Genomic DNA, 18670 nt, shown 5'->3' with positions numbered 1-18670 from the left:
TGGCAGTATGTTAACCTTACAGAATAAATAAGAAGGAGTGCGCGTGCGTCACATTTTAATTTTTAGTCTTTGCTTTATCGTAAGTGGTTGCAGCACCATTGGCTTTGACGATCTCTTTAATGATTACGCCACTAATACCACCCCTATCAGACAAGCCATTACGAATAATAATATTGAGAGTGCACGCTCCTTAATAAGCAAAAACAGCAAAACACACAGTAATTATTTACTGAGCCAATTAGAACAAGGCCGTATCGCGGATTTAGCCAACAACCCCGATAACGCACAAGTTCATTTTGAAACTGTCTATCAACAAATGCAATCTAAGCGCCAAGCTGCAAAAATACAAGTAAGTGCTGGGCTTGAGCAAAGTAATGCGCTGTTAACCAACGACTCAGCTATTGGTTATACACCGCCCGCCTACGAAATGAGTATGTTGCATAGCTACAAAGCACTCAATTATGTTTATAAACATGATATTGAAAGCGCCTTAGTTGAAATACGCCGTGCTAATAAAGTACAAGTTGATGAACTATTAAATAATCAAAGCGAATTTGATAATGCGGTTGCCCAAGCACAGCAACACTATCCCGATATGGATAACTTAATTCGCTCGGTCAAAAATGGCTTTCAAAATGCGTACACGTTTTACTTATCAGGGTTGCTATATGAAACGGCAAAGCAAGGTGATGATGCCTACATAGACTATAAAAAAGCACTCGAAATACAACCTAACAATCCGTATTTACAACACGATGTACTGCGTCTTGCTAAGCAGCAAGGTTTTGCTGATGACTATAACCAATTTAAACGCCAGTTTGGTGAAGTTAACACCTTAGAAAAAAACCAAGGCGAAGTGGTTATATTATTCGAACAAGGCCTGATACCAAAACAACACGAATTTAAATTGCGACTACCCATTTATACTTCGCAGGGAGACGCCCGCTTTTATAGTCTCGCCATGCCCATTTATATAAATAATGCCTATGAAAGCACCGTTAACAACGTCAAAATTAATGACCACGTAATATCACTAAGCCCGCTAGTGCACTTAGAGGCACTGGCCGCTAAAACGTTAGAGCAGCAAGTTGCTGGGCGTGTATCGAGGCAAATATTGCGCTTAGTGGCGAAAGAAAAGCTGCGCGCTGAGCTTGCCCGCAGTGGCGGTGATGTGGGGAATATTTTAGCAAATTTATATAATCTTGCATCTGAGCAAGCCGATACCCGCAGCTGGCTTACCTTACCCAATCAAATTAGCCTTGCCCGCAGTGCAGTGGCTGCAGGAGAACATACCTTAAATGTTGGCTCACAACCGCCAATAAATTTTACCGTTAGTAAGCAAAGGTTAACGTTAATCTACCTAACCTCTGTTAATAACTATTTTAACTCCCATGTAGTGCAACTTTAGGAGCCATCATGAAATACATACTCCCCATTATTGCGTTGTTTATGCTTAGCGCATGTAGCAGCCGACCTGTAACCTCAGGCATTGGAGTTGAACAAACTACCAACGCCTACAAAGAGCAGCTCAATGTTAACAATCCACAGTTAGCAAAAAAGCTATTAATTAGTGATGTAAAAACTCGTCAAACAAATAACCTAACCGACGTGGTAGTCACCTTGGCAAGTACCTATAAAAAGTCACAATATTTACAGTATCAATTTAACTGGTTTGATAAAGATGGCTTTTTAATTAAAGGCAACCACTCGCCGTGGCAAGCCCTCACATTATTTGGCTTTGCTAAAACTCAGCTTGCAGGGCTCGCGCCTAGCCCTAATGCCGTTACTTTCTCTTTAGCTGTAAGAGAAGTGTCTACTGAAGCACAAGAATTTAAAGATTAAGGAAACCATGATGATCAATAAACAATTTAAATCACTCTCTGGCTATGCAATTTTAGGCTTAGCCGCACTCACACTAACCGGCTGTGCCAATAAAGCAGTCGTTAGTTATGGTGATGCACAAGCCGTAGAAACCACAGATATAAACTTTGGCTCTACCGACCTACAAAAAGTAGCCTCGCAAATGACCGACTCACTGCTCAGTTCGCCAGTGGTTGGTACTATGACTGCCAATACCCGCCCTGTGGTATTTGTTGAGCGTATTAAAAACAAAACCAGTGAACACATAGACACTGAGTCAATTACCGACTCAATTTCGACTCAATTACTTCGCAGTGGAAAATTTAGATTTGTTGATATGACTCGTGTAGAAGCGGTTCGTGAACAACTTACATTTCAAAATGAAGATGCACTGATCAATCCAAGCACTGCGGTGGCCTTTGGTAAACAAATTGGTGCGCAATATATGCTGTACGGTAACCTATCGAGCATTGTTAAATCCAATGCTGACAAAGCCGATGTGTACTACAAATTTACAATGCGCTTAATGGATATGCAAAGTGGCCTTGTTGAATGGGCTGACGAAACTGAAATTCGTAAAACCCGTGAAAAATCTACCTTTGGTTGGTAACTAACAGGAGCGAACCATGAAAACGCTTAGCTTATTTTTATGCACTTTATTAATATTTAGTGCCCCCACTTTTGCCAAGTATGAACGCAATAAAGCCGTTCCTGTGCAGCAAGTACTATTTGGTAAAGTGAAGTCGGTGCGCAACATTTCAGAGCAACAATTGGTTCACGATAAAAGCAACGGCTGGAAAACCTTTGGCGGTGCCTTACTAGGCGGTGTTATTGGTAACCAGTTTGGCGGCGGCAGTGGTCGCACGGTTGCAACTATTTTAGGATCAGTGATTGGTGGTAATGTTGCGCATAATCAGCAACAGACACAACGCTATGAAAACCTCCAATTAGTTGAACTACTTATACAAGTAGAAAATGGTGAACAATTTATGGTGGTACAAGACAACGATCCCGCTATGCGTTTTCACCAAGGTGATAATGTACGCCTTATTTATTTAACCAACAACACAGTGCGCGTAGATAGCGCTTATTAGAGTCTATTTATGTTTCGAGCTTAATTCTGAAAGTTCCAACAAAAAACCTAACTTAGGTCACTAAGTTAGGTTTTTTTAAATGTATTCACTTTTATTTATTAAGCGGGTTCTTTTGCCCACAGCTGCTCGTTTTCATGCATTTCATATAAACCATGTGCACGGTTAATCAGTAAATTTGCAAAATCAGCTTGGGTTTTATCTCGCGCACCCGCGGTAATAATTTGATCGGCCTTTAACTGCCACTGCAGTGAAAAATAACGCATAGCATCGCGTGCATCTTTTGCTGCAGATGCTTCAGCGTGATCGGTTGGTAAACGACCGGTGATCACCCAGTAGCTTTTACCGTTTTGCGCTTTAAATTTCCATAGCGCGCATAAAGGCGCTAAAAAACGGCTTTCTTTTTCAAGCAATGTTTTGGGCATAATGCCTTTTTCAGCTAAATGTTTTTGCGCATTTTGAAAACATTCGCGCTGCCATTGAATTTCTTGTTGCTGAAGTTCAGCTTGCTGCTCTGGTGTTAATGGTTTTTGTTCTTGTTGCTGCATTTTAATAACCTTTTTACTTCTTTGTTTACACTTTAAGGGCATAACAAATAAGGCGCAAGCATAAATAGCGTGCTTAACACCTTATTCGCAGCTGTTTGCTGGGTTTTTAAGCAAACCGATTATTTTATGTTGTGATCAAACGACCCCACATCACCGGGGAACACCACTGGCGATTCAACACCCTGTTTATTCACGCTAGCAACGCCAAAATAGTAGTTATCAATAACCACATTTTTAAGCGTAAACTCGCTAACATTATCAACCCATTGGCTGTATTGCCATTGTGGCTCACTCGTATAGCGCCAGTAAATTTTGTAACCGGCAATATTTTTATCATCCGATGGTTGCCAAGAAAGTGTGGTACTGGCGCGTACGGCACCACTAATTTTCACTTCTTTCGGTGGCGCTGGTGCCCATGCCATTGACGCTAGGCTCACCGCATTCAATGACGTGAGTTTTGCGGCGTAATCAAAATCAACCCCATCAATGGTATCACCGTACACTATGCCATTTTCGGTGCGTAGGTCTTGATGTTGACGGTCGTAATGCTCGTTAGTTTCCATTATACGTACAGCCGCAAAGCCCGCATCATTAAATGGGCGATGATGCCCTCCTCGAGCAAATCGGTCGAGTCTGTACACCAGCATAGTGTCTAAATTTTCAATGTATTTATCGGCAATGGTGTCTATATAACGCGCTAAATTACGACTCGCTGAGTCAACTTCGCCACCTGTAAAACGACGAGTACGTGCTTGCTCTTTGGTTTCAACCACTCGCGTCCCTTCAGAAAAAATACGTGCAGTGGTGTTATCGGTTACGCCATTAATACCGGTAATATTACCAATCATGTCGTTATTTAAAACACCATGAACCTGCCAATTATTTTTTTGCGCATAAGCGGTTAAAATTTTACCGCCAAATAAACCTTGCTCTTCACCTGAGAGCGCCGCGTAAACAACCGAGCCATTAAATGTATATTTCGATAAAACACGCGCTGTCTCAATAACACCGGCAACCCCTGAAGCGTTATCGTTTGCACCTGGCGCATCGCTGGTAAAATCCATTACATCACTAACGCGCGAGTCTATATCACCCGACATCATCACCATACGATTAGGCTCAGTAATGCCGCGCTGAATCGCAATTATGTTAACCACTTCAACAGGGTTAGGAATACGCTTTTCTCCCGAAATGGTTTGTTTTACTTCTATTATTTCTAAGCAGCCACCACATTGTGCCGAAATCGCTTCAAATTCTTTTTTAATCCAACGCCTTGCCGCGCCAATACCACGTGTATCAGACTTAGTCTCTGATAGCGTATGTCGCGTACCAAAACCCACCAGCGTTTGAATATCACTCTCAATACGCTGCGCCGAAATTTCTTGTGCAATTTTATGCAATGATGCTTGTTGTGTAGACTCGCCAGCAAAGCTTGTAAGCGTTACAGAACTTAATGATGCCAACACACCATACTTTATAAGTCGATTAACTAACTTTAAACCTAAATTAGACATAGCATTGTTATCCTCATAATGAATGCCACCAACATGACAGCAGAAACCAATAACCGCAAACCTTTTGAGATAGACACTAAAAATCACACGCTTAATTACATATTATTAACACCTTGAATTTTACTTAGAATTTAACCCACACCAAACAAGTCCCTTGTTCAAGCACACTATTTTAATAAAAATAATCACTTATACTGTTTTGACCGTATATAGTGCTAAACATAATTAATCAGCTATCATTTTATAAAGGCTAATTTAATCAATAAGGTGCTGAAATAACATGAAGAAACACGAAGAATTACCAGAGGATCATGTTGATCCCCTGATGCAGTATTTACATCATGCTATTCGCTTTGCAATTAAAATACTGGCAGTGCTCATGGTGCTGGTTATTTTTTGGAGTATTGCTGATGTAGTGTATGTTTTATACATGCGGTTAAGTTCTCCGCCTTATTTTTTATTAAATATTGAAGACATTCTGCAAACCTTTGGTGCCTTTATGGTGGTGCTAATTGCGGTAGAAATATTTACTAATATCCGGTTATATTTGGGCTCAAGCTCGCTGCCTGTTGAACTGGTTATTGCTACCGCATTGATGGCTGTGGCGCGTAAAATTATTGTCCTCGATTTAAAATTAGTGACCTCAGAGCAAATTGTTGGCCTTGCGTTAGTTACCTTAGCACTGGGTATATCGTATTGGCTGGTAAAAAATAAAACCGGCCACACTAAGCTATAAACGGTTAACTCAACTTGAGTTAACCGACGCACACCTCATTCCCACTGCGCCTTTGTGTTTTACAATGGTATAGTGGGACATCTTTATAAATATTTAATTAAGCAGTTAATATGTATCGACTATTTGAACGGATGACTAAACCGTTCCCAGAGCGTTCTCCATCTCAGCCTCCTAAAACCCTTTTTGCATTTTGTCGTCACTACACTAAAGGCATGGAACTGTCGTTAGTGCTTATGTCGCTCAGTGCCGCATTACTCGCTATTTTAGAGGTGTCTTTATTTAGTTATATGGGCCAACTGGTTGACTGGCTTGGCGAATACACACCTGAAGAGCTGTTTTCGCAGCAACAATCCGCGCTAATAAAAATGGGGTTAATGCTTTTAGTCGTCATGCCTGTAGTGGTGTTTTTTAGATCAGCTATTTTACATCAATCGCTATTGGGCAATTACCCTATGTCGATTCGTTGGTTGGCACACCGTTATTTACTGCGTCAAAGTGTCAGCTTTTATCAAAACGAATTTGCTGGGCGTATCGCTACAAAAGTATTACAAACCTCATTAGCAGTACGTGAGTCAGTCACTAAGTTACTTGATGTACTTATGTACATTGCTGTTTATTTTGGCTCAATGGTGTTTTTAGTGGCCGCCTCAGACTGGCGTTTAATGTTGCCATTATTAGTGTGGTTAGCATTGTATATTTGCGTGCAAATTTACTTTGTACCCCGATTAAAAAGTATTGCCAGTTCACAAGCTGATGCTCGCTCAGAAATGACCGGCCGTATCGTCGACAGCTACACAAATATTTCAACCATTAAGCTGTTTTCTTACACCCAACGCGAAGAACAATACGCCAAACAAAGTATGGATGATTTTTACAGCCTGTTTATAAACAAATGCGCTTGGTCACCAGCTTAAACGTGGTTATTCAAAGCTTAAACTATTTGTTAGTGTTTTCGGTAGCAGCAGTGTCTTTGTATTTATGGTCGTTAAGCGCCATTAGTGCAGGAGCGATTGCCGTGGCATTGAGTTTATCGTTAAGGCTTAATGGTATGGCCCAATGGATCATGTGGGAAATTAGCAGCTTGTTTGAAAACATTGGCACCGTGGCTGATGGCATGCGCACCCTTTCTAATCCTATTGCGGTTGCTGACAAACCAGAAGCCGAAACGTTACAGGTCACCCAAGGGGCAATCGACTTTAATAATGTACATTTTAACTACGGTAAAGCCGCGAATGAAAATAACCGTGGCCCCGTAATAAACGGATTAAACTTAAACATTAAACCCGGTGAAAAAATCGGCTTAGTGGGTCGCTCTGGCGCGGGTAAATCCACATTAGTTAACTTGTTGCTGCGCTTTTACGACACCGACAAAGGCAGCATTAGTATTGATGGCCAAAATATTACGGATGTAAGCCAAGAAAGCCTGCGCCGCTATATTGCTATGGTTACCCAAGATACATCCCTACTACATCGCTCAGTAAAAGATAACATTTTATACGGCAGGCCTGATGCCACAGAAGCCGAAATGCTCGATGCGACTAAGCAAGCAAAAGCCCTTGATTTTATAAACGACCTTGAAGATAGCAAAGGCAATAAAGGTTTTGATGCGCAAGTAGGCGAACGAGGGGTCACTCTGTCAGGCGGTCAACGCCAACGTATTGCCATTGCACGCGTACTACTTAAAAACGCACCAATCCTCATACTTGATGAAGCCACCAGCGCATTAGACTCAGAAGTCGAAGCGGCAATTCAAGCAAGCTTAGATGATTTAATGACAGGAAAAACAGTAATCGCCATTGCCCATCGATTATCAACCATTGCACAAATGGACAGACTCATCGTGCTTGATGAAGGCGGCGTTGTAGAGCAAGGCAGTCACGATGAATTAATTGCCCAAGGCGGCATTTACGCTGCTCTTTGGGCGCATCAAACCGGTGGTTTTATTGGCGTTGAGTAATTAGGTTAACAGGGCAAGCTGAATATTAAGCTTGCCCTGCTTAATGCTACATTCTGTCCTTAGCTATTGATCTTAAATATAATTTATAAGCATTTAGTCGGCATTTTGATACATATGCTTGTTCTTTAAATCATAAAATGCCACATTCCCCGTGTTTTATCATCACGCTTTGAATTTTATTATGTCTTTATTAAGTAAACACAAATACACCCTGTTTGGGGTGCTCGCAATTTTGCTCTGGAGCAGTTTAACTGCCTTTATTCGTGATTTATCAGAATTATTCAGCCCAATTGGCGGTGCTGCTTTAATTTACAGCATCAGTGCGATTTTTTTAATACTAGTCATGGGTGTACCAAGGCTAAGCAATTATCCAAAACGCTATTTAGTCTTTGGTGGCAGCTTATTTGTTATTTACGAAATGTGTTTAGCGTTATCCCTCGGCTTTGCAAATAGTCGCCAGCAAGCGTTAGAAATGGCAATTATTAACTACCTTTGGCCAGCGTTAACCATTTTATTTTCGATTATTATTAACCGCACTAAAGTAAGCGTATTAGTCTACCCGTGCATACTGATTGCGTTTTTAGGCGTTGCATGGTGTATTGCTGGCAACAGTGGTTTATCTATGGCTGTATTAACCGCTAATATTAGCGACAACCCATTACCCTACTCTATGGCGTTTGCAGCAGCGTTTATTTGGGCTGTGTATTGCAGTGTAACGGTTAAACTTAGCGAGGGTAAAAATGCCATTAATGTGTTTTTTGCAGCCACGGCAATTTCTTTATGGATAAGTTACGGACTGAGTAATGAACCCAGCTTTGAGTTTAACGTATATTCTAGTTTTACTTTATTGCTGGCAGGGGTGGTTATTGGTGGAGGTTACGCACTATGGAACCAAGCAATCATTGGCGGTGACCTAGTGTTTTTAGGCACCTTGTCTTACTTTATCCCTGTATTGTCTACGCTATTTGCCTCTATTTACTTATCACTATCGCTCACCAACGCATTTTGGCAAGGCGTAGTATTAGTTACATTAGGCTCATTAATGTGTTTTATTGTGACCCGAAAAACAAAGCCAGCCCAATAAAATAAGTAAGCGAAAAGCTAGGGACTGTCTGCTTTTCGCTTTAATCATTTAATTAGCTTGCTAATCGCAGTCCTAACAGCACTAACATCACAATGTTTGCAATCACACCAATCAAAAAGAAGTAGCTACGCGGGCTGGGGTTTTTCTCGGTGGCAATGGCGTAATACAGTGCCATATGAATTAAACGTGCAATGACGTAAACCCAAATACAGATTGCAAAAACCGAACTGTGGTAATTAATCACAAAGGCAAATAAAACCGTTCCTATAAATAACGCACTGTTTTCTAATGTGTTATGAAAGGTGCGATGTGCTCTAAATATAAAACTCTCATGAGATAGGTCTTTATCAATTTTTCCTGGTACAGCCCCAGGCTGTTTGGCTTTACTAAACGTTGCCACTGCCCACTGAACTAACATCATAATTAAATATAAATAAAATGCTATAAACGCTGAATGTGCTATATCGGTCATTGTTTAATCCTTTGTGTTGTTATTAGAGTAGTAGTTACAGCAACTATCAAGCCAAAGATAAGTCACTGATGTATATAGTAATTACTTTTTAGTAAAATAATTTTTTGTAATAGATTCATTCTTTATATAAAACTTACTCTATCACAGCGTCTTGGTATTTTTTTAGAGTCTGAGCGCAACTTAAAACCAGTACTAATTACGTATTTTATAATTTTTATTTGAGTATTTATTCTAAGTGTTGTTTTATAGTGTTACTGATAACGGAACGGTAAAATGAATATGATGAATAAAATAACCAAATGCTTGGTAACCTTAGCGCTATTGAACTGTGTATCAGCGCCCGCTTTTTCAGCTCAATATGAAATCGAAAAAGGTGAAAACTTGGCTAAGTTGGCGCAATACAAAGACGTAGCCACCATTAAACGCAATTTCGCAAAACAAATAGCGCTTAATTACAGTGTATTAAACGCTGATCTTAAACAAACACTAAGCCAATATAAACTGGTTTTGAATGCGGATCAGCTACCGTCTTTAGGTATGCACACACAACAAAATACTCGTTTAGCAAACAACGCGTTACAACAACTGAAAGGTTTACCACAAAACACCGGTAGTTTGTTACAAGTGCGTTTGGCAAGCGATAAAATGCTTAGCGCTTGGCAGCAAGGCGAACGCCCTTTATTTGCATTTGCACCCGCTGGTGACGATACGCAATGGAGCGAGATTGAAGCGTTCGATCAGTATGGTGACATTCATTATCTTAGTGTTGACCAAATGCCGACCCAACCTGTACTTATTGTCGAATTAGATCAACAAAAAGTACAAGATGCGGGTATTGCAGTAATGAGAGGAATTTTATCTGCTAACAAATTCAGTAAAACCACGGTTAGTCCACAAAACCAGCTAGGCAATGAACAACCTCTGCAAACCAGTGTATTGAAAAAAATACGCTTAGAAGATGACAAAGAACCTTGGATCTCAGGTGGTGCTGAAATTTATGCCATTGTAACGGGTATCGACCCGACCCGAGATGAAACAATATTAGATATCGTTGATTTACCGTATTTAGATCATGACAAAACCGATTACAGCCCTAATCAGGTACTCATTCATTGGCAGCGTTATCGTTGGCAGGCGGTTGATTTACTCTTAATGGAACAAGATGACAACACCAACTATAAAACTTTAGCAATAAAATTATTAGAAATATCAGAGCAAGTGATGGCGAGTATTCCTGATTTACAAGCGCAAGGTTATGCCATTATCCCTAAGCTGACCAATGAACTGCTAAAAGCAATGCCGGATGAATGGTTTACTAATAATGACGATTATGTTGATGTTTTTTACACGCTGTTTGAAAACAAAGACTATCAAGAATATAAAGGAGCAAGCAGTAATGCGACCATTACGCTATCTCCTTTAGAAATTAACCCAAGACTAAACTAAGTCATACCCATTCGCTTAATTATTATTGCGGATGGTATCACTCCCCCATACTTCAATAGCCACCCATTAGCGCTTTAACGTTAACGGCTGGCTTTATCTTAAACAGCCACTTTTTTGAACACACGCGTTATATTTTAATACCCTAACCTTGCGCCACTGATTTACGAAAGCGCATTAATGCAACAGTAAAAAACACACTGCCAATAACAACTAACGCTAAAAAGTAAGGCCAAACTACATCCCACCCAGCTCCTCGGTATAAAATTGCTTGAGCAAATTTGACAAAATGCGTTGTTGGCGCCAATAACATAATATTTTGCACTACCTCAGGCATACTTTCACGCGGCGTAACACCGCCAGAGAGCATTTGTAATGGTAATAAAATTAAGATCATCAATAACCCGAGTTGCGGCATGGTGCGCGCCTGTGTGCCTAACAATATACCCAGCGATGTGGTCGCAAATAAATGAATAGCAACGCCAAATAAAAATAAGCCTGCCGAGCCATGAACGGGCACTTGTAACAAACCTTCGATCACAATAAATAATGAAAACGCAGTTAGTAATAAAATCACTAACCCATTGGCCCAAATTTTCGCCATCACTATTTCAAAGGGGCTTAATGGCATCACTAATAAATGCTCTAATGTGCCGTGTTCGCGTTCACGGATCACCGCGGCGCCAGTTAAAATAATCGAAATCATTGTGATCACGTTCATTAATTCCATCACGCTACCAAACCATACACTTGTCATGTTTGGATTAAACATAATGTGCGCCGATTGCTTTATTGGCAGTGAATAAACGGTTCGATAACCTTGCACAAACTCATTTACTTCACCGTTAATAATAGTTTGAATATAGTTATCACCAATAAATGCTTGCGACATACGCGTAGCATCTATATTTACTTGAATCGTAGGTTGATTAGCTGCAAGTACATCACGCTCAAAATAAGGCGGGATATTAAGCACAAAAGTATAACGGCCATTATCCATAGCTGAGTCTACATCGCTCAATGAAATACTGTCTGGCGTTTTGAAGTAAGGCTCATAAAAGGCATTAATAATACGCTTGGATAATTGCGATTGGTCGTGATCAACAACTGCAATTGGTGCATTATTTAACTCTATCGACGTGGCTGAAGCCACTACATAAATCAGCCCAGTAAAAGCAAAAAAAACGAATAGCAGCAAAACCTTATCACGCCATAAACTACGCAACTCTTTAATACCTAAATTAATAATGTTTCCGCGACGTTGCATGGCTATTTGTCCTGCTTTGGAAGTAAAAATACACTGGCCAGCGTCAGCACGGGTATAAAAGCGAATAAAGGCAGTAGCTGGGCTGATAAATCAGAAAAATTAAGCGCTTTATTAAAGACCCCCCGACACGCCTCTAAAAAGTAGGTGGTCGGAAACAGTTTGCCAATAATCGCCCCAAACCCTTCCAAGGAAGAAACAGGGTCAATTAGCCCACAAAAGTTAACGGCAATCATTAACACCACCACCGTAGTGGCTGCCAGTGCTGAAATTTGTGTTTTTGTAAAAGCCGAAATTAACAGCCCCACTCCGGTAGTCGCTGTAACGTATAATAATGCAGCCAAACTAAGCGCCCAAAAGCTGCCTTTTAGCGCCACACCAAACACAGTAATAGCAAGTGCAACTAAGCCAAAAAAGCTAATCATACTCACTAAAATGTAAGGCAGCTGTTTGCCAATAATAAATTCCAGCCGATTAACCGGTGTTACATATAAGTTTATGATTGAACACAACTCTTTTTCGCGCACTACGCCAAGCGCCATCAATATTGCAGGAATAAATACCAATAGTAGTGGAATAACCGCCGGCACCATGGCCTCAATGCTTTTAAAATCTTGGTTATAACGATAGCGAGATTCAATATTAGCTGGCACTAAGTTTGGTACTTGTGCATAAGTGCGCAAAGATAAGTTGGTTAAATAGCTGTAATACACGCCGCTCATATAACCATTAATCGTTTCTGCCCTAAACGGCATAGAACCATCAATCCACACTACAATTTCAGGTTTACGGCCGCGTTTAAATTGCTGAGCAAAGTTAGGTGGAATTTCAACGGCCACGCTTAACTCACCACTGCGCATTCGTTTATCAAGTTCTTGCGGGCTTTTAATATCTGCTTTTTGAATAAAGTAACGCGAACCTGCCATATTTTGAATGTAGTTGCGGCTCTCGGGTGATTGGTCTTGATCTAGTACCGCAAAGCTTAAATCTTCAACATCAAATGTAATGCCATAACCTAAAATAAACAGCAAAATTATCGAGCCCAGCAAAGCAAACGTTAGGCGAATAGGATCGCGCCATAACTCTAGCGTTTCGCGATGCGCATAACCAAATAACCGCAACAAACTAAATGTGGGGTTAGTGTTATTCTTATGAGTAGCGGGCGCTGTAGCCAAAGCTTTGGGTTTATCAGTTATCGATGCTTGTATCGCCGAGCTTGCTCCGGCTGCATTTACCGCCTCTTCTAAATATGCAATAAAGGCAGCTTCTAGTGTGTCGGTATTACGCGCTTTGCACAGTGCAGCTGGCGTATCGCTGGCAAGTATTTTACCTGCATGCATTAACGAAATTCTATCGCAACGTGCCGCTTCATCCATAAAGTGAGTCGAAATAAAAATAGTCACGCCTTGTTCGCGCGAAAGCTCAATGAGTAACTGCCAAAAGTCATCCCTTGCAACGGGGTCTACACCCGATGTGGGCTCATCAAGTATGAGCATTTCAGGGCTATGTACTACCGCAACAGCAAGCGATAAACGCTGGCGAATACCTAGGGGCAAATCGGTAGGAAAATCGTCACTGTATTTTTTAAGGTTAAACCGAGTAATTAAATCTTTAACGCGCGGCTCTATTTTCTCTGCAGGTAAGTGAAATAAACGCGCATGCAATACCAAGTTTTGCTTCACTGTAAGCTCGTTATAAAGCGAAAACGCTTGTGACATAAAACCAACGCGCTTGCGGCTTTCTATGTTATTGGCATCGACCTTTTCACCAAACAATTTTGCTTCGCCACTGGTTGCCGGTTGTAACCCGGTAAGCATTTTCATTGTGGTAGTTTTTCCACAGCCATTTGAGCCTAAAAAGCCAAAAATTTCACCTTGTTCAATACTCAAGCTCACCTTGTTAACAGCGGTAAAATCACCAAATGTTTTACATAATCCATTTGCTTCTATAGCGAACTGAGTTGTGTTTAAGTCTTGTTTACGAGGTGGCACAACTAACCGCTGATGATCATGGCGCTTTTCTTCAGGAAGTAATGCTATAAAGGCTTCATCAAGCGATTCTTTATTAGTTTGCGCTTTCAGGTTTTGTGGGCTGCCCGTACCAATTACTTTTCCATCGTCCATAGCAACTAGCCAATCAAAATCATCGGCTTCTTCCATGTAGGCGGTCGCAACCAGTACGCTCATTTGTGTATTTTCAGCGCGAATACTGTTTATTAATTGCCAAAATTGACGACGCGATAGCGGATCAACTCCGGTTGTTGGCTCATCTAAAATTAATAATTGAGGGTCATGGATCAGTGCGCAGCACAAACCGAGTTTTTGTTTCATCCCGCCAGAGAGCTTTTCTGCGGGGCGATCGGCAAATGCCTCTAAGCCTGTACTTTTTAAAAGGTTATTAATTCGTTGTTTTCGCTCGGCTTTATTTTGAGAAAATAGACGACCAAAAAAATCTATATTTTCAAACACAGAAAGTGTTGGATACAAATTTTTGCCAAGTCCTTGAGGCATATAAGCAATGCGTGGCGACACCGTATTACGAAAACCACTGCTGCGCATATTGCCGTTTAATACCTCAACCTCCCCCTCTTGAATCGCCCTTGCCCCCGCTATAAGTGCCAGCAAGCTTGATTTTCCTACGCCATCAGGGCCTATAAACCCGACCATTTTCCCGGCAGGTAATGAAATACTAATGTTGTCCAGCACGCGATTATTAGCATAGCGATGACTCACCTTAGTAAGCGTAACCACACTTTCACGTGATAGCTGTTGAATGTTTTTATCGTCGTTATCCATTATTCAGGTACTCGTACCTGTAATGACGTAGGCCAATTTTTTTCAGGTGCTAGCAACACATAAGCAAGCCCTGGCACCCCTGTTTTTACTTGTTTGATATGGTCTTTTAATAACTGCGAGTCGAGCTTTACCTTAACCCTAAACATCAGTTTATCGCGCTCGTTTCGGGTTTCTACCGATTTAGGGGTAAATTGCGCCTGTGCAGATACAAACGTCACTTTAGCCGGCAATGTATACTCGGCAACAGCATCAATAACAATGCGCGCTTGTGAGCCTATTGTTACCTTGCTCGCTTGCGCTGTTGGTAAATATATACTCATATAAACATCGGTTAAATCCAATAACGATAAAACCTTACCACCACTACCAAGCACTTCGCCAGGCTCAGCTAATCGATACAATATGCGACCATTAATTGGTGCGGTGAGCGTGCTGTCGGCTATGTTGCTTTGTAATCGCTCAATACGTGCCTGCGCTGCTTCTATTTCAGCATCCGACTGCACAACTTTTACGTTTGCCGCGGTTAAAGCTGCTTGGGCAATAGCAGAGGTGGTTCGTTGTTGATCTACCACTTCTTTTGAAATATGGCCTTTTTCCAATAATTTTGCAGAGCGGCGCAATTCAGTTTGTGCAAAATTAAGCTCACTTTTATGCTGCTCTACAATCGCTAATGCGTATTTACGAGACTCATTGGCAACACGAAGCCCCGCCTCAGCTTCACGTAACTGTGCGTTTAAATCATCAGTATCAATAACCGCTAACGTTTGACCCGCTTTGACCATATCGCCTTCTTGCACCATAACGTCAACTAAGCGGCCCGGTAATTTTGTAGCAATATCGTACTCAGTCGCTTCAATTCGCCCATTTCCATAGGCAACGCTGTCAGGGAGTTGATCAGCAAATGATGTAGGCTGCAAGGTTTGCCAAGCATACCAGCCAGCCCCCCCCACAATGACCAATACAGCGAGCTTACTCAAAGATTTGAACGTTGATTTAATTGTCATGTGCTAAAACTCCATGTATGTATAAAGTAATGTAAGTGAGGGTAGTCAAGGTAAAAATTTTTAGGATACAGCACGCTATTTGTTATATAAAAGCAACCCTGCTTTGTAAGTACAACAAGGGTAGTTGTAATAAGCGATTTAAACGAACTTAAAAATCCATCGTCACTAATTTACCACTCTCACCGTTAATAAAGATGATGTGGATCAATATAAATTAGAGTTAATGCACTAATTATTAGTGATTTTTTAAAACAGCAGGATAAAAGAAAGGGAAAACATCAAGGCACCTACTGAGCGCCTTAATACTAATTATGTCAGCGGCAGATTAGCTTACAATTTATAGTAACAAAACCCGCTACGACCTTAATGCTAAGCTAATCAATACCACGCCATGATCGGTGCTTAAATCATCACGCTCAAATTCAGGGTTAATTAAATGACGATCGTAAGTATGGTACTGGCTCACCTCAAAAAAGCTGTCGTCGTAACTTGAGTCAAACTCGCAAGACAACAAAATGTAGTCAAGCACTGAGCTGCTCGCGCCAAAATAATGGGTAGGCTTTCGCTTTAAATCCACTGTATTTTCATTATTTTGATTAGCCAAATTTAATTGCGACCTTGTAAATAACTGCCATGCGTCGTTAAGGCAATATTTTGCAAGGTAAGTGTTACTGTCAAACGTGGGGGCAAAGCGCAGTGTATTTGTTAGTAAATGGCTTAAAACGCCATCAGCTAAGTCGTTGTTAAAATCGCCCATTAAAACCATTGGGTTTTGTGTAGATTCGCGGCGCGCAATGATGTCTATCATCAGTAATGTGGCTTCACTGCCGCGCTGAATAGTTGAGCCCCAACTCCCTGCTATATCGGCTTTTAATAGCTCGATAATATTTTTTTCGGGTGTGAGGTTTTTGTTTTGCTCATCGAGCTCTATCATTGAACGCTTAGACTTAAAATGCACCACATAACAATCCGTGTTGCCGATATGCGGTAAGGTTATTGTAGCTCTAAGCACCTTTCGGCTAAATGTAAAATCCTCAGTTAAACCAAGGGTATCAGCAAGCTCATGGTCTAGCTCAACAGTTGCCACTTCAACGATGGGGTATTTAGCAGCAAGCGCTACTACAGGGCGTTTGTAAATAAAGTCGTCGATTACCTGGGGCTCATCTACCACGCCAAAGTACGTATAGCCTTGATCTTTAACTAATTCTTTAAGCGACTCAATACTAAATACTTCCTGAAAGCCAATCACATCGGGCTGATACTCAGTTAAGTAATTAATAAGCCAACGCTGCTTTTTAGCCCACTGCTCTGCGGTGTATATGCGTTCAAATTCATAATAGGCATTAGGCGGCTCAAGGTAATTAAACAAGTTAAAAGTGGCAATTTTAAGAATCGTATCAGTAATAACCGAATCGTCTGCTGTGGTGTTTAAAGGTGTTTTAGTGTGTGATTCAAGGTTGCTGATAAGGCTGCCCTACTTAAAATATGAAAAACGATTATAGCGGGTTATCGCTATAGTAATCTAAGCGGTGAAAATTTTTCAATATCAAATTCATAGTGTTAATTTACACTAACTTATCATTTTTTAAGGCACACGGTCATTATGGATTACTCAAACTTCGGCACTAAATTTACTCAACCTAATGGTATTACTCAGTTAATGGAAGATTTAGGCGATGCTAAAAACAGTAACAATCCAAATATTGTTATGCTCGGTGGTGGTAATCCGGCCTTAGTGCCTGAGGTTAATAATATTTTTATCAATGAGTTACAAAAGCTTGTTGCTAATAATACACTTTCCAACGTATTTGGACTTTACGATGGCCCAACGGGTAATGATGCATTTCGAGCAGCTCTGGCCAAGCAACTAAAAAGTGAATACTCATGGGATTTAACCGCAAATAATATAGCGCTTGGTAATGGCAGCCAAGCCAATTTTTTTGTGTTATTTAATCTGTTAGCTGGAAGTATGCCTGATGGAAGCCATAAAAAGGTTTTATTTCCGCTGGCACCTGAGTATGTAGGCTATGCAGATCAAGGCTTAACTGACGATATGTTTGTAGCAATAAAGCCCGATATCGAAATTTTAAATACTGAAAGTGGCTCAAACCAATTTAAATATATCATTGATTTTAAAACTGTTGAGCAAGTATTAGCAAGCGACAGCAGCATTAGCGCACTGTGTGTATCGCGCCCGACTAACCCAACAGGCAATGTCATTACTGATGAAGAAGTACAGCATCTCGATTTATTGGCAAAGCAATATAATATCCCACTGATCATTGATAACGCCTACGGCGACCCATTCCCTGGGTGTATTTATACCGACGCAAACTTAACCTGGAACTCAAACATTATTTTATGCATGTCACTTTCAAAGCTTGGCCTACCGGGTTTGCGAACCGGTATTGTAGTGGCTAACAATGACATAATTAAAGCCATTGGCCGTGTAAATGGCAGTATGGTTTTGTCGCCGAACAGTTTTGGCCCAAGTTTAGTAACGCGCCTTATTAATGAAGATGAACTCCTTCCGCTGTGTAAAAATTCAGTGCTGCCTTTTTATCGAGAAAAAGCACAAACAGCAATGAACTTGTTTGATGAAATATTTGCCCACCTCCCCGTTTACTTACACAAAGTAGAAGGCGCATTTTTTATGTGGCTGTGGTTTAAAGAGGCAAAAATAACCAGCGAACAACTTTACCAAAAGCTCAAAGAGCAGGATGTTTATATTATTCCCGGGCATAATTTTTTTATTGGTATTGATGATGCTTGGGCACACAAACACCAGTGTATTCGCATTAATTATGCAACCGATGCCAGCACTTTGCGAAAAGGCTTAGAGGCCATTAAAGCAGTGATGGCATGAATTGGGTGATATTTAGGGTATTCAAACCCTCTGTTT

15 protein-coding genes and 1 pseudogene are annotated in these 18670 nt (G+C 40.8%); 9 read left to right on the top strand and 7 right to left on the bottom strand.

Going from position 1 to position 18670, the window contains the following annotated elements; all coding sequences use genetic code 11:
• Positions 1-43 precede the first annotated feature (43 nt).
• From PSM_RS06660 to PSM_RS06645, 4 genes are read left to right on the top strand one after another with little or no spacing between them, the layout of a single operon-like run.
• Entirely contained in the window at positions 44-1408 is a 1365-nt protein-coding gene (locus PSM_RS06660) for a COG3014 family protein (RefSeq protein WP_013464783.1), read from the top strand.
• An 8-nt stretch (positions 1409-1416) separates the two neighbouring features.
• Positions 1417-1842 (top strand): YcfL family protein, encoded by a 426-nt coding sequence (locus tag PSM_RS06655; protein WP_013464782.1) that lies wholly within the window; start codon positions 1417-1419, stop codon positions 1840-1842.
• Between the two features lie 10 nt (positions 1843-1852).
• A complete protein-coding gene (gene lpoB / locus PSM_RS06650) occupies positions 1853-2470 on the top strand; it encodes a penicillin-binding protein activator LpoB (protein ID WP_051894383.1) in 618 nt (205 codons plus the stop codon).
• Positions 2471-2486: 16 nt separating this feature from the next.
• Positions 2487-2954 (top strand): glycine zipper 2TM domain-containing protein, encoded by a 468-nt coding sequence (locus PSM_RS06645; RefSeq protein WP_013464780.1) that lies wholly within the window; start codon positions 2487-2489, stop codon positions 2952-2954.
• 98 nt (positions 2955-3052) lie between these two features.
• Here PSM_RS06645 and PSM_RS06640 read toward each other — a convergent pair whose 3' ends face one another.
• Together PSM_RS06640 and PSM_RS06635 are read right to left on the bottom strand one after the other, a co-directional pair.
• Positions 3053-3499 carry a DUF4826 family protein gene (locus PSM_RS06640; protein WP_008110031.1) on the bottom strand — a complete coding sequence of 149 codons (447 nt, stop codon included), beginning with the start codon at positions 3497-3499 and terminating at the stop codon, positions 3053-3055.
• Positions 3500-3618: 119 nt separating this feature from the next.
• Positions 3619-5013 (bottom strand): M28 family peptidase, encoded by a 1395-nt coding sequence (locus PSM_RS06635; RefSeq protein ID WP_013464779.1) that lies wholly within the window; start codon positions 5011-5013, stop codon positions 3619-3621.
• 280 nt (positions 5014-5293) lie between these two features.
• Between PSM_RS06635 and PSM_RS06630 the strand changes: the two genes are divergently transcribed.
• The 3 genes and pseudogenes from PSM_RS06630 (at position 5294) to yddG (ending at position 8790) form a co-directional block, all read left to right on the top strand.
• Positions 5294-5749: a phosphate-starvation-inducible PsiE family protein gene (locus PSM_RS06630; RefSeq protein WP_013464778.1), complete on the top strand. Its 456-nt coding sequence runs from the start codon at positions 5294-5296 to the stop codon at positions 5747-5749.
• Positions 5750-5859: 110 nt separating this feature from the next.
• Positions 5860-7706: pseudogene (locus PSM_RS06625) on the top strand (ABC transporter ATP-binding protein).
• A 181-nt stretch (positions 7707-7887) separates the two neighbouring features.
• Positions 7888-8790: an aromatic amino acid DMT transporter YddG gene (yddG, locus tag PSM_RS06620; RefSeq protein WP_013464777.1), complete on the top strand. Its 903-nt coding sequence runs from the start codon at positions 7888-7890 to the stop codon at positions 8788-8790.
• Between the two features lie 52 nt (positions 8791-8842).
• On the opposite strand, the gene PSM_RS06615 is transcribed toward yddG, so the two are convergent.
• Entirely contained in the window at positions 8843-9262 is a 420-nt protein-coding gene (locus PSM_RS06615; RefSeq protein ID WP_013464776.1) for an MAPEG family protein, read from the bottom strand.
• 279 nt (positions 9263-9541) lie between these two features.
• On the opposite strand from PSM_RS06615, the gene PSM_RS06610 reads away from it, so the two are divergent.
• A complete protein-coding gene (locus PSM_RS06610) occupies positions 9542-10708 on the top strand; it encodes a DUF3103 family protein (RefSeq protein ID WP_041695860.1) in 1167 nt (388 codons plus the stop codon).
• A 142-nt stretch (positions 10709-10850) separates the two neighbouring features.
• Here the strand turns inward: PSM_RS06610 and PSM_RS06605 are convergent, their stop codons facing one another.
• The 4 genes from PSM_RS06605 to PSM_RS06590 form a co-directional block, all read right to left on the bottom strand.
• Complete coding sequence (locus tag PSM_RS06605) at positions 10851-11972, bottom strand: ABC transporter permease (RefSeq protein WP_013464774.1); 1122 nt, start codon at positions 11970-11972, stop codon at positions 10851-10853.
• Between the two features lie 2 nt (positions 11973-11974).
• On the bottom strand, positions 11975-14764 hold the full coding sequence (gene rbbA / locus PSM_RS06600) for a ribosome-associated ATPase/putative transporter RbbA (protein WP_013464773.1): 2790 nt from the start codon (positions 14762-14764) through the stop codon (positions 11975-11977).
• The gene (locus PSM_RS06595) at positions 14764-15768 is read right to left on the bottom strand and encodes an HlyD family secretion protein (RefSeq protein WP_013464772.1); all 1005 of its coding nucleotides are present in this window, start codon (positions 15766-15768) and stop codon (positions 14764-14766) included. Before PSM_RS06595 ends, rbbA begins: the two co-directional genes overlap by 1 nt.
• 355 nt (positions 15769-16123) lie before the next feature.
• The gene (locus tag PSM_RS06590; RefSeq protein WP_013464771.1) at positions 16124-17137 is read right to left on the bottom strand and encodes an endonuclease/exonuclease/phosphatase family protein; all 1014 of its coding nucleotides are present in this window, start codon (positions 17135-17137) and stop codon (positions 16124-16126) included.
• A 234-nt stretch (positions 17138-17371) separates the two neighbouring features.
• Here PSM_RS06590 and PSM_RS06585 point away from each other — a divergent pair, with 234 nt between their 5' ends.
• A complete protein-coding gene (locus PSM_RS06585; protein WP_013464770.1) occupies positions 17372-18634 on the top strand; it encodes a valine--pyruvate transaminase in 1263 nt (420 codons plus the stop codon).
• Positions 18635-18670: the final 36 nt, after the last annotated feature.

It is taken from the genome of Pseudoalteromonas sp. SM9913 (genome assembly GCF_000184065.1).
Taxonomy (GTDB): domain Bacteria; phylum Pseudomonadota; class Gammaproteobacteria; order Enterobacterales; family Alteromonadaceae; genus Pseudoalteromonas; species Pseudoalteromonas tetraodonis.
This window is presented reverse-complemented; position numbering and strand designations above follow the sequence as displayed.